General features: G+C 70.4%; 20 protein-coding genes. 7 read left to right on the top strand and 13 right to left on the bottom strand.

All coding sequences use genetic code 11. The annotated features are described in order from the left end of the window. Positions 1–194 precede the first annotated feature (194 nt). Positions 195–983 (top strand): hypothetical protein, encoded by a 789-nt coding sequence (locus tag ACZ7M3_RS28260; protein ID WP_472066673.1) that lies wholly within the window; start codon positions 195–197, stop codon positions 981–983. A gap of 211 nt (positions 984–1194) precedes the next feature. Here ACZ7M3_RS28260 and ACZ7M3_RS28255 read toward each other — a convergent pair whose 3' ends face one another. Both ACZ7M3_RS28255 and ACZ7M3_RS28250 read right to left on the bottom strand, forming a co-directional pair. Then, positions 1195–3594, bottom strand: a complete 2400-nt coding sequence (locus ACZ7M3_RS28255) for a cation-translocating P-type ATPase (RefSeq protein WP_472066671.1) — start codon at positions 3592–3594, stop codon at positions 1195–1197. A gap of 133 nt (positions 3595–3727) precedes the next feature. Continuing rightward, positions 3728–4006 carry a DUF2530 domain-containing protein gene (locus tag ACZ7M3_RS28250; RefSeq protein WP_261685834.1) on the bottom strand — a complete coding sequence of 93 codons (279 nt, stop codon included), beginning with the start codon at positions 4004–4006 and terminating at the stop codon, positions 3728–3730. Positions 4007–4291: 285 nt separating this feature from the next. Between ACZ7M3_RS28250 and ACZ7M3_RS28245 the strand changes: the two genes are divergently transcribed. Beyond that, positions 4292–5743: an NCS2 family permease gene (locus tag ACZ7M3_RS28245; protein WP_355305883.1), complete on the top strand. Its 1452-nt coding sequence runs from the start codon at positions 4292–4294 to the stop codon at positions 5741–5743. A gap of 39 nt (positions 5744–5782) precedes the next feature. On the opposite strand, the gene ACZ7M3_RS28240 is transcribed toward ACZ7M3_RS28245, so the two are convergent. Continuing rightward, the gene (locus ACZ7M3_RS28240; RefSeq protein ID WP_101404380.1) at positions 5783–5965 is read right to left on the bottom strand and encodes a ribbon-helix-helix protein, CopG family; all 183 of its coding nucleotides are present in this window, start codon (positions 5963–5965) and stop codon (positions 5783–5785) included. 143 nt (positions 5966–6108) lie between these two features. On the opposite strand from ACZ7M3_RS28240, the gene ACZ7M3_RS28235 reads away from it, so the two are divergent. From ACZ7M3_RS28235 to thpR, 3 genes are all read left to right on the top strand, one after another. Continuing rightward, complete coding sequence (locus tag ACZ7M3_RS28235) at positions 6109–6546, top strand: MarR family winged helix-turn-helix transcriptional regulator (RefSeq protein ID WP_054235179.1); 438 nt, start codon at positions 6109–6111, stop codon at positions 6544–6546. Between the two features lie 344 nt (positions 6547–6890). After that, the gene (locus ACZ7M3_RS28230) at positions 6891–8174 is read left to right on the top strand and encodes an MFS transporter (protein ID WP_472066668.1); all 1284 of its coding nucleotides are present in this window, start codon (positions 6891–6893) and stop codon (positions 8172–8174) included. A 117-nt stretch (positions 8175–8291) separates the two neighbouring features. Continuing rightward, a complete protein-coding gene (gene thpR, locus ACZ7M3_RS28225) occupies positions 8292–8864 on the top strand; it encodes an RNA 2',3'-cyclic phosphodiesterase (RefSeq protein WP_472066666.1) in 573 nt (190 codons plus the stop codon). Positions 8865–9114: 250 nt separating this feature from the next. Here the strand turns inward: thpR and ACZ7M3_RS28220 are convergent, their stop codons facing one another. Next, positions 9115–10107 carry an aldo/keto reductase gene (locus ACZ7M3_RS28220; RefSeq protein WP_351308096.1) on the bottom strand — a complete coding sequence of 331 codons (993 nt, stop codon included), beginning with the start codon at positions 10105–10107 and terminating at the stop codon, positions 9115–9117. 59 nt (positions 10108–10166) lie between these two features. After that, a complete protein-coding gene (locus tag ACZ7M3_RS28215; protein ID WP_472066664.1) occupies positions 10167–10745 on the bottom strand; it encodes a Uma2 family endonuclease in 579 nt (192 codons plus the stop codon). Between the two features lie 150 nt (positions 10746–10895). Here ACZ7M3_RS28215 and ACZ7M3_RS28210 point away from each other — a divergent pair, with 150 nt between their 5' ends. Continuing rightward, on the top strand, positions 10896–11795 hold the full coding sequence (locus ACZ7M3_RS28210; protein ID WP_472066663.1) for a MerR family transcriptional regulator: 900 nt from the start codon (positions 10896–10898) through the stop codon (positions 11793–11795). Positions 11796–11815: 20 nt separating this feature from the next. Here the strand turns inward: ACZ7M3_RS28210 and ACZ7M3_RS28205 are convergent, their stop codons facing one another. After that, positions 11816–12490: an SGNH/GDSL hydrolase family protein gene (locus tag ACZ7M3_RS28205; protein WP_095854003.1), complete on the bottom strand. Its 675-nt coding sequence runs from the start codon at positions 12488–12490 to the stop codon at positions 11816–11818. A gap of 137 nt (positions 12491–12627) precedes the next feature. Between ACZ7M3_RS28205 and ACZ7M3_RS28200 the strand changes: the two genes are divergently transcribed. Next, entirely contained in the window at positions 12628–13617 is a 990-nt protein-coding gene (locus tag ACZ7M3_RS28200; protein WP_472066660.1) for a WD40 repeat domain-containing protein, read from the top strand. 107 nt (positions 13618–13724) lie between these two features. On the opposite strand, the gene serC is transcribed toward ACZ7M3_RS28200, so the two are convergent. The 7 genes from serC to ACZ7M3_RS28165 all read right to left on the bottom strand — a co-directional run bounded on the left by serC (position 13725) and on the right by ACZ7M3_RS28165 (position 20711). Beyond that, positions 13725–14843 carry a phosphoserine transaminase gene (gene serC, locus ACZ7M3_RS28195; protein WP_099942027.1) on the bottom strand — a complete coding sequence of 373 codons (1119 nt, stop codon included), beginning with the start codon at positions 14841–14843 and terminating at the stop codon, positions 13725–13727. A gap of 294 nt (positions 14844–15137) precedes the next feature. Continuing rightward, on the bottom strand, positions 15138–16358 hold the full coding sequence (locus tag ACZ7M3_RS28190) for a cytochrome P450 family protein (RefSeq protein ID WP_472066658.1): 1221 nt from the start codon (positions 16356–16358) through the stop codon (positions 15138–15140). Beyond that, positions 16355–17578 carry a cytochrome P450 gene (locus ACZ7M3_RS28185; RefSeq protein WP_472066656.1) on the bottom strand — a complete coding sequence of 408 codons (1224 nt, stop codon included), beginning with the start codon at positions 17576–17578 and terminating at the stop codon, positions 16355–16357. The genes ACZ7M3_RS28190 and ACZ7M3_RS28185 overlap by 4 nt, the downstream gene beginning before the upstream one ends. Further along, positions 17575–18219, bottom strand: a complete 645-nt coding sequence (locus tag ACZ7M3_RS28180; RefSeq protein WP_472066654.1) for a GTP-binding protein — start codon at positions 18217–18219, stop codon at positions 17575–17577. Before ACZ7M3_RS28180 ends, ACZ7M3_RS28185 begins: the two co-directional genes overlap by 4 nt. Beyond that, positions 18200–18547, bottom strand: a complete 348-nt coding sequence (locus ACZ7M3_RS28175; RefSeq protein WP_067371922.1) for a DUF742 domain-containing protein — start codon at positions 18545–18547, stop codon at positions 18200–18202. Before ACZ7M3_RS28175 ends, ACZ7M3_RS28180 begins: the two co-directional genes overlap by 20 nt. Next, on the bottom strand, positions 18544–18951 hold the full coding sequence (locus ACZ7M3_RS28170; protein WP_054235659.1) for a roadblock/LC7 domain-containing protein: 408 nt from the start codon (positions 18949–18951) through the stop codon (positions 18544–18546). The genes ACZ7M3_RS28175 and ACZ7M3_RS28170 overlap by 4 nt, the downstream gene beginning before the upstream one ends. Then, positions 18948–20711 (bottom strand): sensor histidine kinase, encoded by a 1764-nt coding sequence (locus ACZ7M3_RS28165; RefSeq protein ID WP_472066652.1) that lies wholly within the window; start codon positions 20709–20711, stop codon positions 18948–18950. The genes ACZ7M3_RS28170 and ACZ7M3_RS28165 overlap by 4 nt, the downstream gene beginning before the upstream one ends. Between the last annotated feature and the right edge of the window lie 186 nt (positions 20712–20897).

Below are 20897 nucleotides of genomic sequence, written 5' to 3'. Positions count from 1 at the left end.
GCCGGTTCCGGACTTTCCGGGACCGGCGTTTCGTGTTGCGGCATGCGGAACCGAGGCGTGGCACACGCGTATCCCAAACATTGGTCATGTACGGGTAAAACTCGCATCGCCCCTTACAACCCGCCACGCCCGTCACGGATCAGAGCACGTGAGTCAACAGACTCCTCGATCACTTCTCCCTCTGGGGAATGCACATGCGCATTCGCGCCACCGTGGCCGCCGTCTCCGGCGCCCTGGCCCTGTCCGCCTTTGCCGTACCGGCCGCGCACGCCGCCGCCGCGCCCAACGTCACCTTCTCCAACGTGAAGGTGAACAAGGCCAAGGCGATGGTCGTCGGCACCAAGAAGACCGCTGTCACGGTCACGTACACCCTGACGCACCCCGCCAACGTCAGCATCGCCCCTGACAAGCTCGGCACCGGCCCGATCCTCTACCGCGGCTCCTCGCTGACGGAGCGGACCGCGGCCTTCGGCAGTGACGAACCGGGGACCTGCAAGGCCGCTTCGACGACCGTGGCCAACTGCACGGCGACCATGTACTTCCGTCCCACCGTCGCCGACGAGATCGCGAACGCCGACGCCGGTACCTGGAACGTGGGCGGTGTCGCGGTCACGGCCGGCGGCGCCATCAAGTGGCAGGGTGGGCTCGGCACCGCCAAGCTCCAGCGCGCCTCCAAGCTGACGGTCAACGCGGCCCCGGAGCCGGTCAAGAAGGGCAAGACCATCACGGTCACCGGTGCCCTGACCCGCGCCGACTGGCAGACCGGCAAGTACACGGGCTACGTGGGCCAGCCGGTGAAGCTGCAGTTCATGAAGAAGGGCGCCAGCGCCTACACCACGGTCAAGACGATCAAGACGACCGGTGGCGGCGCGCTGAAGACGACGGTCAAGGCGTCCGTCGACGGCACCTACCGCTACGCCTTCGCGGGCACCACGAGCACCCCGGCGGTCAACGCCACCGGTGACTACATCGACGTGCGCTGATCCTCGCGAGCCGCAACACGAAGGCCGGGTGCCGCCCTGTGGACGGGCGGCACCCGGCCTTTTCTCCTCCCGGTGGGCGCCGGCCCTCAGTCGGCCAGGACCTCGAGAAAATACTCGTAGTGGTCGAGGTCGAGGCCGACTCCCGTAAGGCGCTGCAATTCACTCACGTGGGGCTTCTCCAAGGGGCTTTCCGCGTGGTGGGACGGCAAGGCTACGCCGGGAACCGGCGGTCCACCCCTCTCCACAGGAACTCCAGGGTGGCCGCCGCCACCACCGAGATGCCCACCGCGATCCACGGCATCTGCACGCCCACCAGCTTCAGGGCGAAGAAGTGCTGGAGCCACGGCACGATCAGTACGACGAGGAACGCCAGGCCCATCGAGGCCACCAGGGCGACGCGCCACCAGGTGTACGGGCGGGCGATGATCGCCAGCACCCACATCGAGATCAGGAACAGTGTCAGCGTGGCGGCGCTGGTCTCCGCGTCCAACTCGCCCGGTCCGGTGTAGTGGTGACGGGCCACCATGTACGTGATGAAGGTGGCGACGGCCGCGACCACGCCCCCGGGGATCGAGTACCGCATGACCCGCCGGACGAAGTGCGGTCTCGCCCGCTCCGTGTTGGGGGCGAGCGCGAGGAAGAACGCCGGGATGCCGATGGTCAGCGTGGACAGCAGGGTCAGGTGCCGGGGCAGGAAGGGGTATTCGACCCGCCAGCACACCACCAGGATGGCCAGCAGCACCGAGTAGACCGTCTTCACCAGGAAGAGGGTCGCGACGCGGGTGATGTTGCCGATGACCCGGCGGCCCTCCGCGACCACCGAGGGCAGCGTCGAGAAGCTGTTGTTGAGCAGCACGATCTGGGCCACCGCCCGGGTCGCCTCCGAGCCCGAGCCCATGGACACGCCGATGTCGGCGTCCTTCAGGGCGAGCACGTCGTTCACGCCGTCGCCCGTCATCGCCACCGTGTGGCCGCGTGACTGGAGCGCGCCCACCATGTCCCGCTTCTGCTGCGGGGTGACCCGTCCGAACACCGTGCCCTTGTCCAGCGACTTCGCCATCTCCTCCTTCTCGTCGGGAAGGTGGCGCGCGTCCACGACAGTGCCGCTCAGGCCGAGCTTCCCGGCCACCGCGCCCACCGAGACCGCGTTGTCGCCGGAGATGACCTTCGCCTTGACGTCCTGCTCGGCGAAGTAGCGCAGGGTGTCCGCCGCGTCCGGGCGCAGCCGCTGCTCCAGGACCACCAGGGCGGTGGGGCGGGCGCCCTCCGTCACCTTGGGGTCGTCGAGGTCCTTCGAGGCCTTGGCGAGCAGCAGCACCCGCAGCCCGTCCTCGTTCAGCCGTCCGGTCTCGGCGAGCGCCGGGTCCCCGTCGGGCAGCAGGACGTCGGGGGCGCCGAGCAGCCACGTACTCGACTCTCCGTTGCCCTCGCTGAAGGACGCCCCGCTGTACTTGCGGGCCGAGGAGAACGGCAGCGACTCGGTGCAGCGCCAGTCCTCGCTGTCCGGGTAGGAGTTGATGATGGCCTGGAGGGAGGCGTTCGGGCGCGGGTCGGACTCGCCGAGCGCCCCGAGCGCCTTGCGTATGTACGTCTCGTCGGCGCCCTGGATCGGCCGCAGCTCGGTGACGTCCATGCCACCCTCGGTGAGGGTGCCGGTCTTGTCCAGGCAGACGGTGTCGATGCGGGCGAGGCCCTCGATGGCGGGAAGTTCCTGCACGAGGCACTGTTTCCGGCCAAGCCGGATGACGCCGATCGCGAAGGCCACGGAGGTGAGCAGGACCAGGCCCTCGGGGACCATCGGGACGATCCCGCCGACCGTACGGGCGATGGAGTCCTTGAAGCCGTGCTGCTTGACCACGAGCTGGCTGATGACCAGACCGATCGCGGTCGGGATCATCATCCACGTCACGTACTTGAGGATCGTGGAGATACCGCTGCGCAGCTCGGAGTGGACCAGCGTGAACCGGGACGCCTCCTCGGCGAGCTGCGCCGCGTACGCCTCCCGCCCCACCTTCGTCGCGGTGAACGCGCCGCCGCCCGCGACCACGAAGCTGCCCGACATCACCTCGTCGCCGGCGTGCTTGACCACCGGGTCCGCCTCACCGGTGAGCAGTGACTCGTCGATCTCCAGACCGTCGGCCTCGACGCACGAGCCGTCCACGACGATCTTGTCCCCGGGCCCGATCTCGATCACGTCGTCCAGCACGATCTCCGACGTACTGACCTCGCCCGCGACCCCGTCCCTGCGCACCGTCGGCTTCGCCTCGCCGATCACCGCGAGCGAGTCCAGGGTCTTCTTGGCCCGCCACTCCTGGATGATGCCGATCCCGGTGTTGGCGATGATCACGTACCCGAACAGGCTGTCCTGGAACGGCGCCACGAACAGCATGATCAGCCAGAGCACACCGATGATCGCGTTGAACCGGGTGAAGACGTTGGCGCGGACGATCTCGCTGATGGAGCGGCTGCTGCGCACGGGGACGTCGTTCACCTCGCCGCGGGCGACCCGTTCGGCCACTTCGGCGGCGGACAGCCCCGGGGCCCGCTTGGGGGCGGGCAGGGGCACGGGGTGAACAGGATCGAGTTCGGCGCCCGCGTCGATGTGCGTCATGCATCCGACGGTACGTGCGGAAATACGGCTTCACCCGCCGAGTGCCCCAAAGATCCGACCAGGGGAGGACCGGAGCGGCGGCCAGTGATGCCGTGGTTGTAGGGGGAACCGGTTGCTCCGCAGCAGCGGACGGTTACTCCGTAGTGGCGGTGGGCTGTTGCTCCGCTTCAGCGGCGGCCTTCTTGAGGGCGGCGTCGCGCCCACGGACGTACCAGATGCCGATCAGGCCGAGGCCCGCGCCGGCCAGGCAGGTCCACACCCACCACAGGTGTCCGTGGTCGTCGAACCAGCCGTAGAACGGCAGCTGCACCAGGAAGAGGACGAACCAGAGGATCGTGCCGCCCGTGATGGTGGCGACGACGGGCCCCTCCAGGGGCTCCGGCGCCTCGTGCTTGGGGGTCCACTTCGCCATGGACACAGCTTACGAGGCCGTCCGCTCCGGCTCCGCCGGACCCGTACGGGCCCTTGTATACCAACGGTCTACGCGCGGAGATAGCGATTTCGAACTCATATGTTCATACTGAAACGGTCCGAGTCTGGCTCTTTCTGTTCGTACGAAACTCCAACAGAAACATCCGAGAAACCTGTTGGTGATCGTGCGGCGGCCAGACTCGATCATGTTTTTTCCCCAGCCCGGCGCCAGTCCCCGCCCGGCGCCAGTCCTGGCCCGCAAGGCCCCGCACGTATGAGGTCACCCATGTCCACCTCGGCCACCACCAAGGCCCCCGCCCCGGACCAGCCGGGACCCGGCCCCGCGCAGGGCGCGCTGGACCGCTACTTCAAGATCTCCGAGCGCGGCAGCTCCCTGCCCCGCGAGATCCGAGGCGGTCTCGCCACCTTCTTCGCGATGGCCTACATCATCGTGCTGAACCCGATCATCCTGGGCAGCGCGAAGGACATGTACGGGCACCACCTGGACAACGGCCAGCTGGTCACCGCGACCGCCCTGACCGCGGCCTTCACCACGCTGCTCATGGGCGTCATCGGCAACGTGCCGATCGCGCTGGCGGCGGGCCTCGGCGTGAACACGGTCGTCGCCCTCCAGCTCGCCCCGCGGATGTCCTGGCCGGACGCCATGGGCATGGTCGTCCTCGCGGGCTTCATCGTGATGCTGCTCGTCGCGACCGGTCTGCGCGAGCGCGTCATGAACGCAGTGCCGCTGGGCCTGCGCAAGGGCATCTCGATCGGTATCGGCCTGTTCATCATGCTGATCGGCCTGGTCGACTCGGGCTTCGTCTCGCGCATCCCGGACGTCGCCCAGACCACCGTCCCGCTCCAGCTCGGCGCCGACGGTCACCTCAACGGCTGGCCCGTCCTGATCTTCATCCTCGGCACGCTGCTCACGCTCGCGCTGATCGTGCGCAAGGTGCCCGGCGCCATCCTCATCTCGATCGTGAGCATGACGGTCCTCGCGGTGATCATCAACGCCGTCGCGAAGGTCCCCTCCTGGGGCCTGACCACCCCGAAGTGGCCCGGCAACCCGGTCGCCACCCCGGACTTCGGTCTCGTCGGCAAGGTCAGCCTCTTCGGTGGCTTCGGCAAGGTCGGTGTGCTCACCGGCATCCTCTTCGTCTTCACCGTGCTGCTGTCGTGCTTCTTCGACGCGATGGGCACGATCATGGGCATCGGCGACGAGGCCAAGCTGACGGACGCGCGGGGCAACATGCCCGGCATCAACAAGGTCCTCTTCGTCGACGGCATCGCGGTCGCCGCGGGCGGCGCCACCTCCTCCTCGGCCACCACCTGCTTCGTGGAGTCCACGGCGGGCGTCGGCGAGGGCGCGCGCACCGGCTTCGCGAACGTCGTCACCGGCGCACTCTTCGCCGTGGCCCTGTTCCTGACCCCCATCGCCACGATGGTCCCGTCCCAGGCCGCGACCCCCGCCCTGCTCGCGGTCGGCTTCCTGATCCTCTCCGGCTCGGTCAAGGAGATCGACTGGGCGGACCACACGATCGCCATGCCCGCCTTCGTGACCATGGTGATGATGCCGTTCACCTACTCGATCACGAACGGCATCGGCATGGGCTTCATCACCTTCGTGGTACTGCGCCTGGCCGCCGGCCGCGGCCGGGAGATCCCGGTCGCGATGTACGTCGTCTCGGCGGTGTTCGCCTTCTACTACCTGATGCCGGCCCTGGGCCTGACGTAAGCGGTCCCATGGGGGTCGCGCGAGCGGCCCCACGGGGTCTCACGTGACCCCGTAGAACTTCTCCGTCTCCTCGACCGCGGTCTGGAACCGCTCGTCGAAGTCATCGCGAATGAGCGTCCGGACGACATAGTCCTGGACGCTCATTCCGCGTTTGGCGGCATGGTGTCGGAGCCGGTCGAGCAGCTCCCCGTCCATCCGCAGGCTGAGCACGCTGGTCCCCATGCAGTCGAGGGTCGCGGGAGCGGGAGCGACGCGAGGTCACTTTCTGGATGCGACTCACTCATATGGGTGACGTGACGGTTCAGTCACCCGTGTCACGGGCATCCTGTGGCTCTTTAGAGAGGGTAATGAGTTACTCTAAAGACATGGCTGACCTCACCCATGGCGACGACGCTGCCGCCGTGAACGCCCTGCGCTCCGCAGTAATGCGGCTGTCGCGTCGACTCAAGCACCAGCGGGTCGACGAGTCGCTGAGCCCGACCGAGATGTCGGTGCTCGGCACCCTCGCCCGCTGTGGCACCGCCACGCCCGGCGAGCTCGCCCGTAAGGAGCATGTGCAGCCACCGTCGATGACCCGCATCGTCGCGTTGCTGGAAGCCAAGGGCCTGGTCAGACTGGAGCCGCACCCCGAGGACCGGCGCCAGAAGGTCGTCACCCAGACCGACAAGGCCGAGGCGATGCTCGAGGAGAGCCGCCGCAAGCGCAACGCGTTCCTGGCCGGACTGGTCGAGGCCCTCGACGAGGACGAGTGGGCGAAGGTCCGCGAGGCCGCGCCCGTCCTCGAAAAGCTCGCGCAACTGTGACAGGGGCGCACACCCGGCCCGGGCCCGCACGCGACAGGCGCGGGTTCGGCGCGGGCGCCGCGCGGTGGTCGCAGCCGCGCACGGCGGACCGCCGGATGTGCGCCGGCCACGGTGCCCCATGCCCCGCCGGGGGCACGCCGTGACGGCCGTGCGCACTGCCCCGCACGCTCCGCCGTGCCCGAACCTCACCGTGACAGACGCGGCCGCGCCCGCGTGCAATGACGTCCCACGCTAGGAGGCGAATCCCTTTGAGTACGGGATCCGGAATACCTTCCGCCCCCGGACCAGCCACCCCCGACTCCCCGCCCGCCCCCGAGAGTTCCTCCCGTTCCCCCCGCTCCTCGATGTTCAGCTCGCTGAGGATCAGGAACTACCGGCTGTTCTTCCTCGGCCAGGTCGTCTCCAACACCGGCACCTGGATGCAGCGCATCGCGCAGGACTGGCTGGTCCTGAGCCTCACTGGCTCCTCCGCCGCGGTCGGCATCACCACCGCGCTGCAGTTCCTGCCGATGCTGCTCTTCGGGCTGTACGGCGGCGTCCTCGTCGACCGCCTCCCCAAGCGCCCCACCCTGCTGGCCACGCAGACCGCCATGGGCGTCACCGGCCTCGCGCTCGCCTTCCTGACCCTCTCCGGCCATGTCCAGGTCTGGCACGTCTACCTGGCGGCCTTCGTCGTCGGCCTCGCCACGGTCGTCGACAACCCGGCCCGCCAGTCCTTCGTCTCCGAGATGGTCGGCCCGGACCAGCTGCAGAACGCGGTCAGCCTCAACTCCGCCAACTTCCAGTCCGCCCGCCTGGTCGGCCCCGCCGTCGCGGGCGTTCTGATCACCGGCGTGGGCACGGGCTGGGCGTTCCTCTTCAACGGCCTGTCCTTCGTGGCCCCCCTCGTCGGCCTGCTCCTGATGCGCGCCCGCGACCTGCACCCGGTCGAGCGGGCGCCGCGCGGCAAGGGCCAGCTCCGCGAGGGCCTGCGCTATGTCGCCGGCCGCCCCGAGCTGATCTGGCCGATCGTCCTCGTCGGCTTCATCGGCACGTTCGGCTTCAACTTCCCGGTCTGGCTCTCGGCGTACGCGGACGACATCTTCCACGCGGGCGCCGGCGGGTACAGCCTCTTCAACACACTGATGGCGGTCGGCTCGGTGGCCGGCGCGCTGCTCGCCGCCCGCCGCGGCACGGCGAGACTGCGCATCCTGATCGTGGCGGCCGTGGCCTTCGGCATCCTGGAAGTGGCGGCGGCCCTGGCCCCGTCCTTCTGGCTCTTCGCCCTCCTCATGGTCCCGATCGGGATCTTCGGTCTCACCGTCAACGTCACGGCGAACACCGCGGTCCAGATGGGCACCGACCCGGCCATGCGCGGCCGGGTGATGGCGCTGTTCATGATGGTCTTCATGGGCGGTACGCCCCTGGGGGCGCCCCTCGTCGGCTGGGTCACGGACGCCTACGGCGCCCGGGTCGGCTTCGCCCTCGGCGGCCTGGTCTCGGCCGTCGCCGCGACCACCGTCGGCCTGGTCCTGGCCCGCGTCGGCGGCCTGCGCCTGTCGGTGGGCTGGCATCGCGGCCACCCGCAGGTCAGCTTCGTACCGAGAGAGGCCGGGGAGCAGAAGGAGCGGCTGGCCACGGCGGTGTGACGACGGCCGCCGTATGGTTGCCCGGCCGACCGCCGTACGGAGGTCGGCCGTCGGCCGTCGGCCGTCGGCACGGCGCGAGGGTGGCCCGGTGATCCATTCCCTGGAAGGGTGAGGGGCATGAGACTCTTTGCGGCCGTGCTGCCACCTCAGGCCGCGGTGCGTGAACTCGGCACGATGGTGGACGAGTTGCACCGCCTGCCGGGCGCGGACGGACTGCGCTGGACGGGCCGCCCCGGCTGGCACTTCACCCTCGCCTTCTACGGCGAGGTGGCCGAAGAGCTCGTCCAGCCCCTGTCGGACCGCCTGGCCCGCGCGGCCCACCGCACCCCCTCCTTCCCCCTCGCCCTCCGCGGCGGCGGCCACTTCGGGGGCCGGGCGCTGTGGACCGGGGTGTCGGGAGACGTCCCTACGATGCGGCTGCTGGCCGACCGGGCGGAGGCGGCGGCGCGGAAGGCGGGCGTCGGGACGGGCGAGCACCGTCGCTACCGCCCGCACCTGACGGTGGCCCGCAGCCGCGACACCGCGGACTTCGCCCCGTACGTCGCCGCCCTGGACGCCTTCGCCGGGCGGGACTGGACGGTCCGGGAGCTGTGTCTCGTACGCAGCGATCTGCCGAGGTCAGGAGTCTCGGGGGAGCAGCCGCGCTACGAGACGGTGGCGTGCTGGCCGCTGGACGGGGCGGGCGGCTGAAGGTCCTCGGGGGCGGCCGGTTAACCTCGATGGCGTGAACCCGAAGACCCGAAACCAAATCATGGCCGGTGTGCTCGTGCTGATGTTCGTCGTGGTGGCGCTGGCGGCGGCGGTCAAGTAGGGCCGGCCAGGCCGCTTTGCCGGTTCGGCCGGAACTCCGCGCCGCTCGTCCGCCTGCGGGCGGCCGTGGCCGGTCGCGCGGTTCCTCACGCCCCTTGAGGGGCGCCCGGGCGGGCGCCCCTGGGGAGCGTCACCAGGCGAAGGCCTCCGGGGACGGGCCCGGACCCGGGAAGATCTCGTCCAGGCCGGTCAGCAGCTCCTCCGACAGCTCCAGCTCGACCGCGCGCAGGGCCGAGTCGAGCTGTGCGGCGGTACGGGGGCCGACGATGGGGCCGGTGACGCCGGGGCGGGTCAGCAGCCAGGCCAGGGCGGCCTCGCCGGGCTCGATCCCGTGCTTGTCGAGCAGATCCTCGTACGACTGGACCTGCGCGCGGATGGCGGTGTTCGCGAGGGAGTCGGCGGCCCGGCCGCTCGCCCTGCGCCCGCCCTCGACCTCCTTCTTGATGACACCGCCGAGCAGCCCGCCCTGCAGCGGCGACCACGGGATGACCCCGAGGCCGTACTCCTGCGCGGCCGGGATGACCTCCATCTCCGCGCGCCGCTCGGCGAGGTTGTAGAGGCACTGCTCGCTGACGAGACCGATGGTGCCGTGGCGCCGGGCGGCGATCTCGTTGGCCTGGGCGATCTTGTACCCGGGGAAGTTGCTGGACCCCACGTAGAGGATCTTGCCCTGCTGCACCAGTACGTCGACGGCCTGCCAGATCTCCTCGAAGGGAGTGCGGCGGTCGACGTGGTGGAACTGGTAGACGTCGATGTAGTCGGTCCGGAGCCGCTTGAGGGAGGCGTCCACGGCCCGTCGGATGTTGAGGGCCGACAGCTTGTCGTGGTTGGGCCAGGCGTCGCCGTCGGCGGCCATGTTCCCGTACACCTTGGTGGCGAGCACGACCTTGTCGCGCCGCTCACCGCCCTTCGCGAACCAGTTGCCGATGATCTCTTCCGTACGGCCCTTGTTCTCGCCCCAGCCGTACACGTTCGCGGTGTCGAAGTAGTTGATTCCTGCGTCCAGCGCCGCGTCCATGATGGCGTGGCTGTCGGCTTCGTCGGTCTGCGGACCGAAGTTCATGGTGCCGAGGACGAGTCGGCTGACCTTGAGTCCCGTGCGTCCGAGCTGCGTGTACTTCATGACTCCCTAGCCAACGGGGTGGAGTGCGCTCTAGGCAAGGGAGGTGTCCGCGTGGCGGGTCAGTCGCGGGGGAACTCGTCCGTTTTGAGGGTGAGTCCCAGGGTGGTGGTCAGGTCGACGTCTCCGCCGAAGGAGACCGTCGTCTCCGTGACGTACTCGCCGTCCTTGGGCTGGGTGTAGACGTGGCATTTGCCAACGTACGGGTCCACGACCAGGAAGACGGGGACTTCGGCGGTGGCGTACGCGGTCTTCTTGGGGCCGTAGTCGTTGGCGGCAGTCCCTTTGGAGATCACCTCGGCGACGAACTCGACGTCCTGGTAGAGCCAGTGGTTCGCCGAGTTCTGCTCCGCCCCGTCGCGCAACTTCGCCACGTCGGGGCAGAAGCCGTTTAGGCGGCCGGGGAAGTCGATGCGCACGTCCGAGAAGACCATGGCGTCGATGCCGAACCTCTCGTCCAGGGCGCGGACGATCCTGCGGATGATCAGCCAGTGGATGCTCCGCTGCGGCACCATGTAGACGGCCCCTTCGACGATCTCGGCCCTGTAGCCCTCGGGGACGGACAGTCGTTCAAAGAGCCTGTCCAAGGCGCTCATGTCGTCGCTGTCGGCCATCTCGATCCTGTCTTCAAGGACGGTCATCGTGGCGTTCCTCCCCGGCCGCAACCCGGTCGAGTGCAGCCGCGCGGTACAACGATACGCACGGTGACTTGGTCACGTGGGGATCAGTTCCCGGCGGTCGCTTGAGTCTCCCGTAGGGGGAGGCGGCAGGGTGGGGGCATGGACGGCGGCATGAACGACCCCCTTGGTCCGCTCTGCTCGATCGGTGAGCTGGCGCGGCGGACCGGGCTGACGGTCAAGGCGATTCGGTTCTACTCCGATCGGGGCATCGTGCCGCCGACCGGTCGCAGCCCGGCCGGCTACCGCCTCTACGGCGCCGACGCCCTCGCGCGTCTGGATCTCGTGCGGACCCTGCGTGACCTGGGAGTGGGACTTCCGGACATCCGGAAGGTCGTGGCACGCGAGCTCTCGCTCTCCGAGGTCGCGGCGGCGCACGCGGACGCGCTCGCCGTACAGATCCGCACCCTGCGGCTGCGGCACGCGGTGCTGACGGCGGTGGCCCGGCGCGACTCCAGCCCAGAGGAGATGGATCTCATGCACCGGTTGGCAAGGCTCTCAGAGGACGAACGCCGACGTCTGATCGACGACTTCCTCGACTCCGTATTCGCCGGGTCGGCCCGTTCAGGCGCGTTCGTCGGGATCCGGCGCTCGTTCACCCCCGAACTGCCCGACAACCCCGAACCCGAACAGATCGCGGCCTGGGTGGAGTTGGCCGAGCTGTCCCAGGACGGGGAGTTCCGGGCCGTCCTGAGGCGGTTGGTCGCACATCTGGAGGCGGAGCAGGAGGGTGCCCGGGGCGGCGGGCTCCGCCCCGGGCTGGTCCTGACCGTGCGTGAGCTGGTCGGCCCGGTCCTCGCGGCGGGGATCGAGCCGGGAGACGGTGCCGCCGCGCCGGTCGTCGAGGCGCTCCTCGCTCACGACGTACACGTCCTGACCTGGCTCGAAGCCGTCAACGACCCGCGCAGGGAGCGGTACACGGAGCTGCTCGCCGTCATCAACGGCTGGCCGGCCCCGGAGAGTCCGGCGCCCGTGCTGGAGTGGGCCGTCGAGGCGATCCGGACGCACGGATAGCCGCCGGTCGGCGTCGGCGGTCAGGCCGAGTAGGGCTCGCCCAGGTCCCAGGCCTGGTACATCGCCTCCGCGAAGGCCTCCGCGATCTTGTGCTCGCCGGACGCGTTGGGATGCGTGCCGTCGTACGTGTCGTGGTGGACGTCGTAGCCGGGGGGCGGGGAGGCGAGGAGGACGGGGGAGCGGGGTTCGTCCAGGTCGGCCACCGCCTTCGCCAGGAGTTCGTTGAAGGCGGCGACCTCGGCGGCGAAGGGCGCGTCGGACTCCGCGCGGACGTTCGGTATCACCGGGAGGAGGACCAGGTGGATGCGCGGGTTCGCCGCACGGGCCTCGGCGACGAAGGCGCGGGCGTTCGCCGCCGTCTGTACGGCGTTCGTGTAGAAGCCCAGGTCGATCAGGCCGAGGGAGACCAGGAGCACGTCCGCGCGCTGGGTGCGGACCGCCTCACCGATCAGGGGCACCATGTGCTGCCAGCCCTCGCCCCAGCCCGCGAGGTGGGCGCGCGGGAAGTCCGGGTCCGCGTACTCGTGCGAGTCGGGGGACTCCGTCGCCTTGTCGTACAGCGTCTCGCGCGGGCCGACGATCCGGAACGGGCCCCCGTACGTCGCGCGCAGGTGCTGCCACATTCGGTAACGCCATGTGTGTTCGCCCGCGCTTCCGATCGTCATGGAGTCTCCGACGGGCATGAACCTGAGCATCCGCTCATCATGGATGATCGGGCGGGCGATCAGTAAGGGCCGTGTGGGGTGTGGGGTGTGAGGATGGACACGCCGGGGGCGGCGGCTCCCCGGGGGCTCACCGGGTCCCGGCGGCTCAGGGATGGCAGGCTTGGGCCATGCGCCGATCGCCCTCGTTCCTCGCCGGAGCCGCCTCCGCCGCTGCCGTTCTCGCCCTCGCGCTGCCGGCACCGGCCCTCGCCGCCGACGGGGACGGGGGGTTCACGATCAAGGATCCCCGGATCACCGAGTCGAGCGGGCTCGCCGCCTCGCACCTCCACCCCGGCATCTACTGGACCCACAACGACAGCGACGACGGTCCCTACCTCTACGCCGTCGACAGCAGGACCGGCGAGACCGTCGCCACCATCACCATGAAGGGGGTGGGCGCGCCGCGCGACGTCGAGGCCATCTCCCTCGGGCCCGACGGCGACCTCTACGTCGGCGACATCGGCGACAACCTCGGCGGCAAGTGGTCCTACGTGTGGATCTACAAGCTGCCCGAGCCGAAGGTGCTCAAGGACCAGACGATCCGGGCGACGCAGTACGTCGTGAAGTACGCGGACGGGCCCCGCAACGCCGAGGCGCTGATGGTCCACCCGAAGACCGGACGGGTCTACATCGCCGACAAGAACGAGGACGGCGGCCACCTGTACGAGGGTCCGGCCCGGCTCTCCACGTCGGGCGCCAACATCTTCCGGTCCGTCGCCCCCATCGACCTCTGGGTCACCGACGGCGCCTTCTCGCCCGACGGTGAACAGCTCGTCGTGCGCGGGTACTTCGGCGGGATCGCGTACGCCTGGAACGACGGGAAGCTCAAGCGCCAGGGGCGGTTGGACGTGCCGCTCCAGCGCCAGGGGGAGTCGGTCACGTACACCCCTGACGGGTCCAAGCTCATGTACGGCAGCGAGGGCAAGGACAGTCCGGTCCAGCCCGGCTCGGTTCCCGGGGGCGGGTCCGACTCCAAGTCGCCCTCGGAGGGCGGGGGATCGGCGTCGGCCGGTGGGAGCGACGGCGGCGGCTTGAGCTCCGGTGCCAAGGGGGCGCTCGCCGTCGCCGCGGTTCTGGCGGCGGGGTTCGGGCTGAAGAGGTTGTTGCGCAAGTCGTAGTCGCCGCATGGCGACGTGCACGGCGACGTGAGGATGCGTACGGCATGAGAAAGGGGCGCCCGGCGCGATGGCTCGCGCAGGGCGCCCCCTCTGCGTACGAGTGAGGACTACAGCTTTTCGATCACGTAGTCGATGCACTTCGTCAGCGCCTCGACGTCCGCCGGGGCGATCGCCGGGAACATCGCGACACGGAGCTGGTTGCGGCCGAGCTTGCGGTAGGGCTCCGTGTCGACGATGCCGTTGGCACGCAGGACCTTGGCGACGGCGGCGGCGTCGATCTCGTCGGCGAAGTCGATCGTGCCGATGACCTGCGAGCGCTTGGTCGGGTCGGCTACGAACGGGGTCGCGTACTTGCTTTCCTCGGCCCAGGTGTAGAGGCGGGTCGAGGAGTCCTTCGTACGGCCCGTGGACCACTCCAGACCGCCCTGGCCGTTGATCCACTCCAGCTGCTCGTTGAGCAGGAACAGGGTGGCGAGGGCCGGGGTGTTGTACGTCTGGTTCTTGCGGGAGTTGTCGATCGCCGTGGGGAGCGAGAAGAACTCCGGCACGTGACGCCCGCTCGCGTGGATGCGTTCGGCGCGCTCGATGGCGGCGGGGGAGAAGACGCCGATCCACAGGCCGCCGTCGGAGGCGAAGGACTTCTGCGGGGCGAAGTAGTAGACGTCCGTCTCGGTGATGTCGACCGGGAGGCCGCCGGCGCCGGAGGTGGCGTCCACCAGAACGAGGGAACCCTCGTCGGCGCCGTTGACGCGCTTGAGGGGGGCGGCGACGCCGGTGGAGGTCTCGTTGTGGGTGTAGGCGTAGACGTCCACGCCCGCCTCGGCCGCCGGCTCGGGGTGCGTGCCCGGGTCGGAGGAGATGACGGTGGGCTCGGCGAGCCAGGGGGCGAGCTTGGCGGCCTTCGCGAACTTGGAGCTGAACTCGCCGAAGGTGAGGTGCTGGGACTTGTTGTCGATCAGGCCGTGGGTCGCGACGTCCCAGAAGGCGGTGGAGCCGCCGTTGCCGAGGACGACCTCGTAGCCGTCGGGGAGCGAGAACAGGTCGCGCACGCCCTCGCGGACCTTGCCGACCAGGTTCTTGACCGGGGCCTGGCGGTGGGAGGTGCCGAGCAGGGAGGTACCGGTCGCGGCCAGCGCGTCCAGCGCCTCCGTGCGCACCTTGGAGGGGCCCGCGCCGAAACGTCCGTCGGCGGGCTTGATGTCAGCGGGGATCTGGATATCAGCCACGGAGCGAGCGTATCCGTTATACGAAACGTAGTGGAAACTTCGTCCGGCGGGTGAGACGAGGCGGGGCCCACTTCTCCTCGCCCCCGCCGCCCCTACCCGACTCGTCCCCGGGGGCTGCGCCCCCAGACCCCCGCGTCGGCCTGAACGGCCTCGTCCTCACACGCCGGACGGGCTGAAAGATGCGCGCCGGCGCCCCTTGGGGGCGCGGGGAACTGCGCGACCAGCCCCCACCCACCCGCAGCCGGAAAGACGTCCGACCGGGTACGGGGCGGAGGCCTGCGGCGAGGGAACGGGTCAGGGGGTTGGGGTCAGGCGCACGGGGAGTTCGTGGAGGTCGTTCTGGGTCACCACCGGCTTGTTGCGGAGTTCCGAGGAGGGGATCGCCAGGTCCAGGGACGGGAAGCGGGCGTACAGGGCCGGGAGGGCGACCCCAGCCTCCAGGCGGGAGAGGGCGGCGCCGGGGCAGACGTGGGGGCCGTGGCCGAAGGAGATGTGACGGTTCTTCGTGGTGCGGGTGATGTCGAAGTCGCCCGCGCCCGGACCGTGGGCGTTCTCGTCGCGGCCGATCGCACCGTACGAGACGATCAGGGCGTCGCCCGCGGGGATCACCTTGTCCCCGACGGGTACGTCCTCCGTCGCGAAGCGGATCAGGACGTGTGAGGTCGGGGTGGAGTAGCGGAGGGTCTCCTCGACGACCGCCGACCAGTCCGCCTCGCCGGAGAGGACGAGCGCGCGCTGCTCGGGGTGGGCGGAGAGGTTGACCACCGCGTTGACGATCAGGGAGATCGTCGTCTCGTGGCCCGCCGCGACCATCAGCTGGAGGGTGGAGACGATCTCCTCGTCGGTGAGGTGGTCGCCGTCCTCGGAGGCCAGGATCAGGGCGGAGGTCAGGTCGTCGCCGGGCTCCGCCCGCTTCGCGGCGACCGTCGCCGCCATGATCCCGGCCAGCTCCGTCAGCGTGGCGATGACCTCCGCGGGCGGGGTCTGCGTCGAGAAGAACTTCTCGAAGAGCTCCTTGAGGCGGGGGAGCCGGGACTCCTCGATGCCCATGAGGTCGGCGACGACGTACATGGGGAGGGGGTAGGCGAAGGCGGCCTTCAGGTCGACGAGCCCGCCCGGGCCCGGCACGAGGGCGTCCAGCAGACCCTCCGTCAGTTTGGTGATGCGCTCCCGCATCTGCTCCACCCGGCGCGGGGTGAGCGCCTGCGCGACCAGCGTGCGCATCCGGCGGTGGTCCGCGCCGTCCACCGTGAGCATGGAGCGGCCGGGGTTGGCGAGCCCGATCAGCGGCCAGTCGGGGGCTATCTCGCCGCGCTGCCAGGCACCCCAGACGTTGATGTCCTTGACCAGCCGGGGGTCGGTGAGCAGGGCGCGTGCCTCGGCGTGGTGGGTGGCGGCCCAGACCGGGACGCCGCCGGGCAGTTCGACGGCGGCGAGCGGGCCCGCCTCCCTGAGCCGGGCGCTCTCGCCGTCCAGGTCGGACACGAACGGGTCCAGGGCGATACGACTGGTCATGCGGGGGTGCCTCCGAGGGCCGGGGTCGGGGTGAAGCGCACGGGCAGTTCGGTCAGGCCCCGCAGCCACGGTGAGGGGCGCCGGGTCAGGGAGTCGGCCGGGACCGCCAGGTCGATGTCCGGCAGGCGGTCCAGTACGACCTCGATCCCCGTCCGCGCGATGACCTCCGCCACCTCCTGCGCCGGGAACGGGCAGCGGTGCTCCCCGTGGCCGAAGGAGAAGTGGGCGTTGTTGCCGCCGGTGAGGGCGGAGCCGTCGGTGCGGACCTGCGGGTCGGAGTTGGCGCCCTGGAGGCCGAGGAGGAGGAGATCGCCCGCGCGGACGCGGTGACCGCCGAGCTGGGCGTCGCGGGAGGCCCAGCGGCCGGCCACGTTCTGGGTGGGGGTGTCCTCCCAGAGGACCTCGTTCATGGCCTCGGCGACGCTGTTGCGGCCGCCGAAGAGCGAGGCGGCGAAGCGTTCGTCGGTCAGCATCAGGCGCAGCGAGTTGCCGATCCAGTCCGCGGTCGGCTGGTGGCCGGCGGCCATCATGACCATCAGGTCCTGGATGATCTCCTCGTCCGTGAAGCCGGCCGTGTTCGCGAGCATGCGGGACACGACGTCGTGTGCGGGCGCGGCCTTCCGGTCGGCGATCAACTGGGCCATGGAGCCGGCCAGGTGCTGCTGTCCGGCCAGCGCGGTCTCACGGCCGTTGACCATGTCGTTGAGGGCGGTGACGAGGCCAGGACCCTGTTCCTCGGCGAAGCCGTAGAGCATGGCGAGGACACGGACGGGCAGGAGGGCGGCGTAGTCCCCGATGAGGTCCGCCTCGCCCTTGGCGCACGCCGCGTCGATGAGTTCGTCGGCGAACCTCTCGGCCTGGGCGCGCAGTTCGAAGGGGTCCACGGCTTCGAGGGCGTCGCTGATCATCGCGGCGCGCTCGCGGTGGCGTTCGCCGACGGTATAGAGGATCGAGGGCTGTTTGCGGCCGATCATCGGCAGCAGTGGCCAGTCGTAGGGGATGCGGTCCCACTGGTTCCACAGCTCGGAGTCGCGGCTGAACAGCACGGGGTCGCCGGTGACCTGGTGCAGTTCGCGGTAGCCGAGCACCAGCCACGCCGGGATGTCGCCGTCCAGGACGACGGGCGTCACGGCACCGTGGTCGCGTCGCATCTCCCGGTACAGCTCGGCGGGTTCGGTCTGGAACCGGGGCCCGCTGAGGGGCACGGGGGCGGGGGTCACAGGGCCAACTCCGGTGTTGTGAGGGCGCTTTCGGCGGCGTGCAAGGTCTTGAGGTGCTCCACCAACGTGATCAGCACTCGTTTGCTGGACTCCCGCGAACGCGCGTCGCAGTCGAGCAGCGGGACCTGCGGATCGAGGTCGAGGGCCTCGCGGATCTGGGCGGGGGTGTGGGCGGAGCCCCCGAAGTCGTTGCAGGCCACGATGAACGGCGTCCCGTGGTGCTCCAGCCGGTCGATCGCGTACCAGGAGTCGTCGATACGGCGGGTGTCGACGAGGACGACGGCCCCGAGCGTGCCGGAGAACAGCCGGTCCCACAGGAACCAGAAACGCTCCTGGCCCGGCGCGCCGAACAGGTACAGCACATTGCGGGCGTCAAGCGTGATGCGCCCGAAGTCGAAGGCGACCGTGGTCGCGGACTTGCCGCGCACCTCACTGATGTCGTCGACCGCCGCACCGGCCTGCGTCATCGTCTCCTCGGTGTTGAGGGGACGTATCTCGCTCACGGAGCGGACCAGGGTGGTCTTGCCGACGCCGAAGCCGCCCACGATGACGATCTTCAGACCGTTGTCGGCCTGTGCCCCCAGAGGCGTACGGGCGTCGGCCCCCTGGGACGTAAGGGCATCAGAGGTTACGGAGTCCAACGAGCACCTGCTCCAGGATGTCGGGATCGGGAAGAGCGGCTTTTTGGGGGTGGCGGGCGCTGACGCGGCCCGCGGCGAGCAGGTCGGAGAGCAGGATGCGGGTGATGGACACCGGCAGCTTCAGCACGGCGGCGATCTCCACGACCGCCGTCGGCCGCTCGCACAGCCGCAGGATCGCCGCGTGCTCCGACTGCATGCCCACCGCCGGATCGCACTCGGCGACCACGAGTGTCACCAGGTCGAACGGGGTGTCGGGCGCGGACCGGCTGCGCCCTCCGGTGAGGGTGTAGAGCCGGTCGGGCGCGTCGTCCCTGCCCGGACGGCTCATGACGTCCGGGGCTGCGCGCTCAGGTGTTCGCCGAGTTGTTCCACGAGCTCGCTCATGTTGTGCCCGACCAGACCGGCGTCCGCGTCCTCGGCGGTGACCACGGCGAGGTGGGCGCCGTCGCCCGCCTCCACGATGAACAGGACCCCGCCGTAGAACTCGGTCATCGCCGAGCGCACGCCCCCCGTGCCGTCGCCGAACTCCACGGACGCCCCGTGGGACAGCGACTGGATGCCGGCGGCGATCGCGGCGAGCTGGTCGGCGCGGTCGACGGTGAGCTCCGGCGTGCGGCACAGCTTCAGGCCGTCCCGGGAGAGCACGAGCGCGTGCCGGGCGCCCGGGGTGCGCTCGAGGAGGCCCTCGATGAGCCAGGAGAGCTTCTCGTCGGCGGTGGTGGTGCCGGTCATGAAGTGGTGTCGCCTTCCGGATGCGAAGAGGTGTGCGAGGTGGCGTGCGAGGGATGCGCGGGGGCGGGCTCCCGTACGGCTTCTTCGCCGCGTACGGCGTTCCCGGATTCGCCCTGTACGGATTCGACCCGTACGGCGTCGTCCTCGGGCACCGTTCCCTGGACCGCCGCCTGGTCCGGCGCGGTGCCCCGGACGGCCTGGCGGAAGCTGCTGAAGCGGGCGGCGGTGGCCCTGGAGTCGGTCGTACGGGGCTCGGGGTCGGCCTGGTTCGTGAGATGGGCGCGGCTGCGCTCGGCGTGCGCGAGGGTCCGGCCGCGGCGGCGCTTGGGGAGGCCGCCGGTCGCGGGAGCGCCCGCCGTGGGGGTGCCGTTCGGCGGGGTGTCGGTGTCGGTGGCGTGCCGGGGCGACTCATGGGTGGGGACCGGGTCCGGGTCGAGGTCCTCGGAGGCGCGGGCGGCGGCGTACGACGCCTGGGGACGCGGCTCGGCGAGCGGGCGGTCCTCGGCAGGCGGGGTCGCCGCGGCGTGCTTGACCTGGGACTCCGTCGCCGCAGGGGCGGCCGGGGCCGGTGCGGAGGGCAGACTCAGGATGTCCTGGGGGATGAGCACCAGGACGCCCGTGCCGCCGCGCGCGGAGGGCCGGAAGGACACCTTCAGGCCGTGCTTGCGCGCGAGCCGGCCGACCACCGCGAGGCCGAGCCGGGTGCCGGTGAGGCCGCCGAGGTCGGCGGCGTCCGCGGCGTCCGCGGAGACGGCGCGTTCGGCGCGGCGCAGCTGGACGTCGCCCATGACGAGGCCGCTGTCCTCGACGGAGACGATGACACCGGCCGGGACCTCCTCGACGTAGACGTGCACCTCGGCGGTCGGCGGCGAGAAGTTCGCGGCATTGTCGAGGAGTTCGGCGAGCGCGTGCATCACGCCCTCGGCGGCGTGCCCGGCGACGGCGGCGTCGCTCGCGGAGTGGACGCGCACCCGCTGGTAGCCGCCGATGCGGCCCATGGCGCCGCGCAGGATCGACTCCATGACGATGGGGCGCGCCCAGCGGCGGCCGGAGCGGGCGCCCGCGAGGACGGCGACGGAGTCGGCGAGGCGGCCCGCCTGCGCGGTGCGGTGGTCGAGGTGGAGGAGATCGGCGAGGACCTCCTCGTCGGAGTGCTTGTCCTCCATGGCGCGCAGGTCGGCGAGCATGCCGGTGGACAGTGCCTGCATCCGCCCGGCCGCGTTGGCGGTGGCCGAGATCGCGGCGGCCCGGTCGCTGCCCGCCCGCCGCATGCGCTCGGTCAGCCGGGTGTTCTCCTCGGCGAGTTCGGCGAACCGCCGCTGCTCCTCGGCGATCTCGGCGGTGAGGCGCTGCCGCTCCTCCTCGAACCCCTGCGTGAGCAGGGCGCGTTCGCGGGCGTCGGCGTCGGCCAGGCGCGCGCGGTCGCGGGCGGACTCCTCCGCGAGCCGGGACCGCTCCTGGTTGAACTCCTCCGCCATGCGGGCCCGTTCCTGCAGGAGCCGTCCGGCGTCCTGGGCCACGGCGTCGAGGCGGCGGCGCGCGAGCTTCGCGGTCTGCAGGGCGCGTGCGGCGACCGCGACGGCGACGCACAGCAGCACGGCGGCGGCGCCCGTGCCCCAGGCGAGGGGGACGCGTGCCGAGTCGGGTGCCACGGAGACGGCGACGACGACCGCGACCGCCGCCGCGACGGCGGTGAGCAGGGGCGCGGGGGCGCTCGCGCGGAGGGTGGGTCGTTCGCCGGAGGGGATGGGCGCGGTCATGAATCGTGTCCTCGGTCGTGTCCTGGACGAATTTCCTGGGGCGAGGTTCCTGGGAGGAAGTTCCTGGGCGAGAGCCGACACCGGTTGCTCAATTTGCCGTCACTATATGAGAGTTCGTGTTCGCATTGGGAAGGTTCCGGATCCGTGCTGCTAATCCGCTGGTGATCGGTCTGTGATCGGTCTGTG

Source organism: Streptomyces sp. NPDC111656 (assembly GCF_055656965.1).
The sequence above is the reverse complement of the archived record's forward strand: the minus strand, read 5'-3'. Positions and strand labels throughout refer to the sequence as shown.

Bases quoted from the DNA above. Each gene is read 5' to 3' on its own strand.
- ACZ7M3_RS28260 (WP_472066673.1), top strand. From the start codon at position 195: ATGCGCATTCGCGCCACCGTGGCCGCCGTCTCCGGCGCCCTGGCCCTG.
- ACZ7M3_RS28175 (WP_067371922.1), bottom strand. From the start codon at position 18,547: ATGAGCCGTCCGGGCAGGGACGACGCGCCCGACCGGCTCTACACCCTC.
- ACZ7M3_RS28165 (WP_472066652.1), bottom strand. From the start codon at position 20,711: ATGACCGCGCCCATCCCCTCCGGCGAACGACCCACCCTCCGCGCGAGC.
- ACZ7M3_RS28215 (WP_472066664.1), bottom strand. From the start codon at position 10,745: ATGACCGTCCTTGAAGACAGGATCGAGATGGCCGACAGCGACGACATG.
- ACZ7M3_RS28170 (WP_054235659.1), bottom strand. From the start codon at position 18,951: ATGACCGGCACCACCACCGCCGACGAGAAGCTCTCCTGGCTCATCGAG.
- ACZ7M3_RS28250 (WP_261685834.1), bottom strand. From the start codon at position 4,006: ATGGCGAAGTGGACCCCCAAGCACGAGGCGCCGGAGCCCCTGGAGGGG.
- thpR (WP_472066666.1), top strand. From the start codon at position 8,292: ATGAGACTCTTTGCGGCCGTGCTGCCACCTCAGGCCGCGGTGCGTGAA.
- ACZ7M3_RS28230 (WP_472066668.1), top strand. From the start codon at position 6,891: ATGTTCAGCTCGCTGAGGATCAGGAACTACCGGCTGTTCTTCCTCGGC.
- ACZ7M3_RS28240 (WP_101404380.1), bottom strand. From the start codon at position 5,965: ATGGGGACCAGCGTGCTCAGCCTGCGGATGGACGGGGAGCTGCTCGAC.
- ACZ7M3_RS28210 (WP_472066663.1), top strand. From the start codon at position 10,896: ATGAACGACCCCCTTGGTCCGCTCTGCTCGATCGGTGAGCTGGCGCGG.
- ACZ7M3_RS28200 (WP_472066660.1), top strand. From the start codon at position 12,628: ATGCGCCGATCGCCCTCGTTCCTCGCCGGAGCCGCCTCCGCCGCTGCC.
- ACZ7M3_RS28220 (WP_351308096.1), bottom strand. From the start codon at position 10,107: ATGAAGTACACGCAGCTCGGACGCACGGGACTCAAGGTCAGCCGACTC.
- ACZ7M3_RS28205 (WP_095854003.1), bottom strand. From the start codon at position 12,490: ATGCTCAGGTTCATGCCCGTCGGAGACTCCATGACGATCGGAAGCGCG.
- ACZ7M3_RS28190 (WP_472066658.1), bottom strand. From the start codon at position 16,358: ATGACCAGTCGTATCGCCCTGGACCCGTTCGTGTCCGACCTGGACGGC.
- ACZ7M3_RS28245 (WP_355305883.1), top strand. From the start codon at position 4,292: ATGTCCACCTCGGCCACCACCAAGGCCCCCGCCCCGGACCAGCCGGGA.
- ACZ7M3_RS28255 (WP_472066671.1), bottom strand. From the start codon at position 3,594: ATGACGCACATCGACGCGGGCGCCGAACTCGATCCTGTTCACCCCGTG.
- ACZ7M3_RS28235 (WP_054235179.1), top strand. From the start codon at position 6,109: ATGGCTGACCTCACCCATGGCGACGACGCTGCCGCCGTGAACGCCCTG.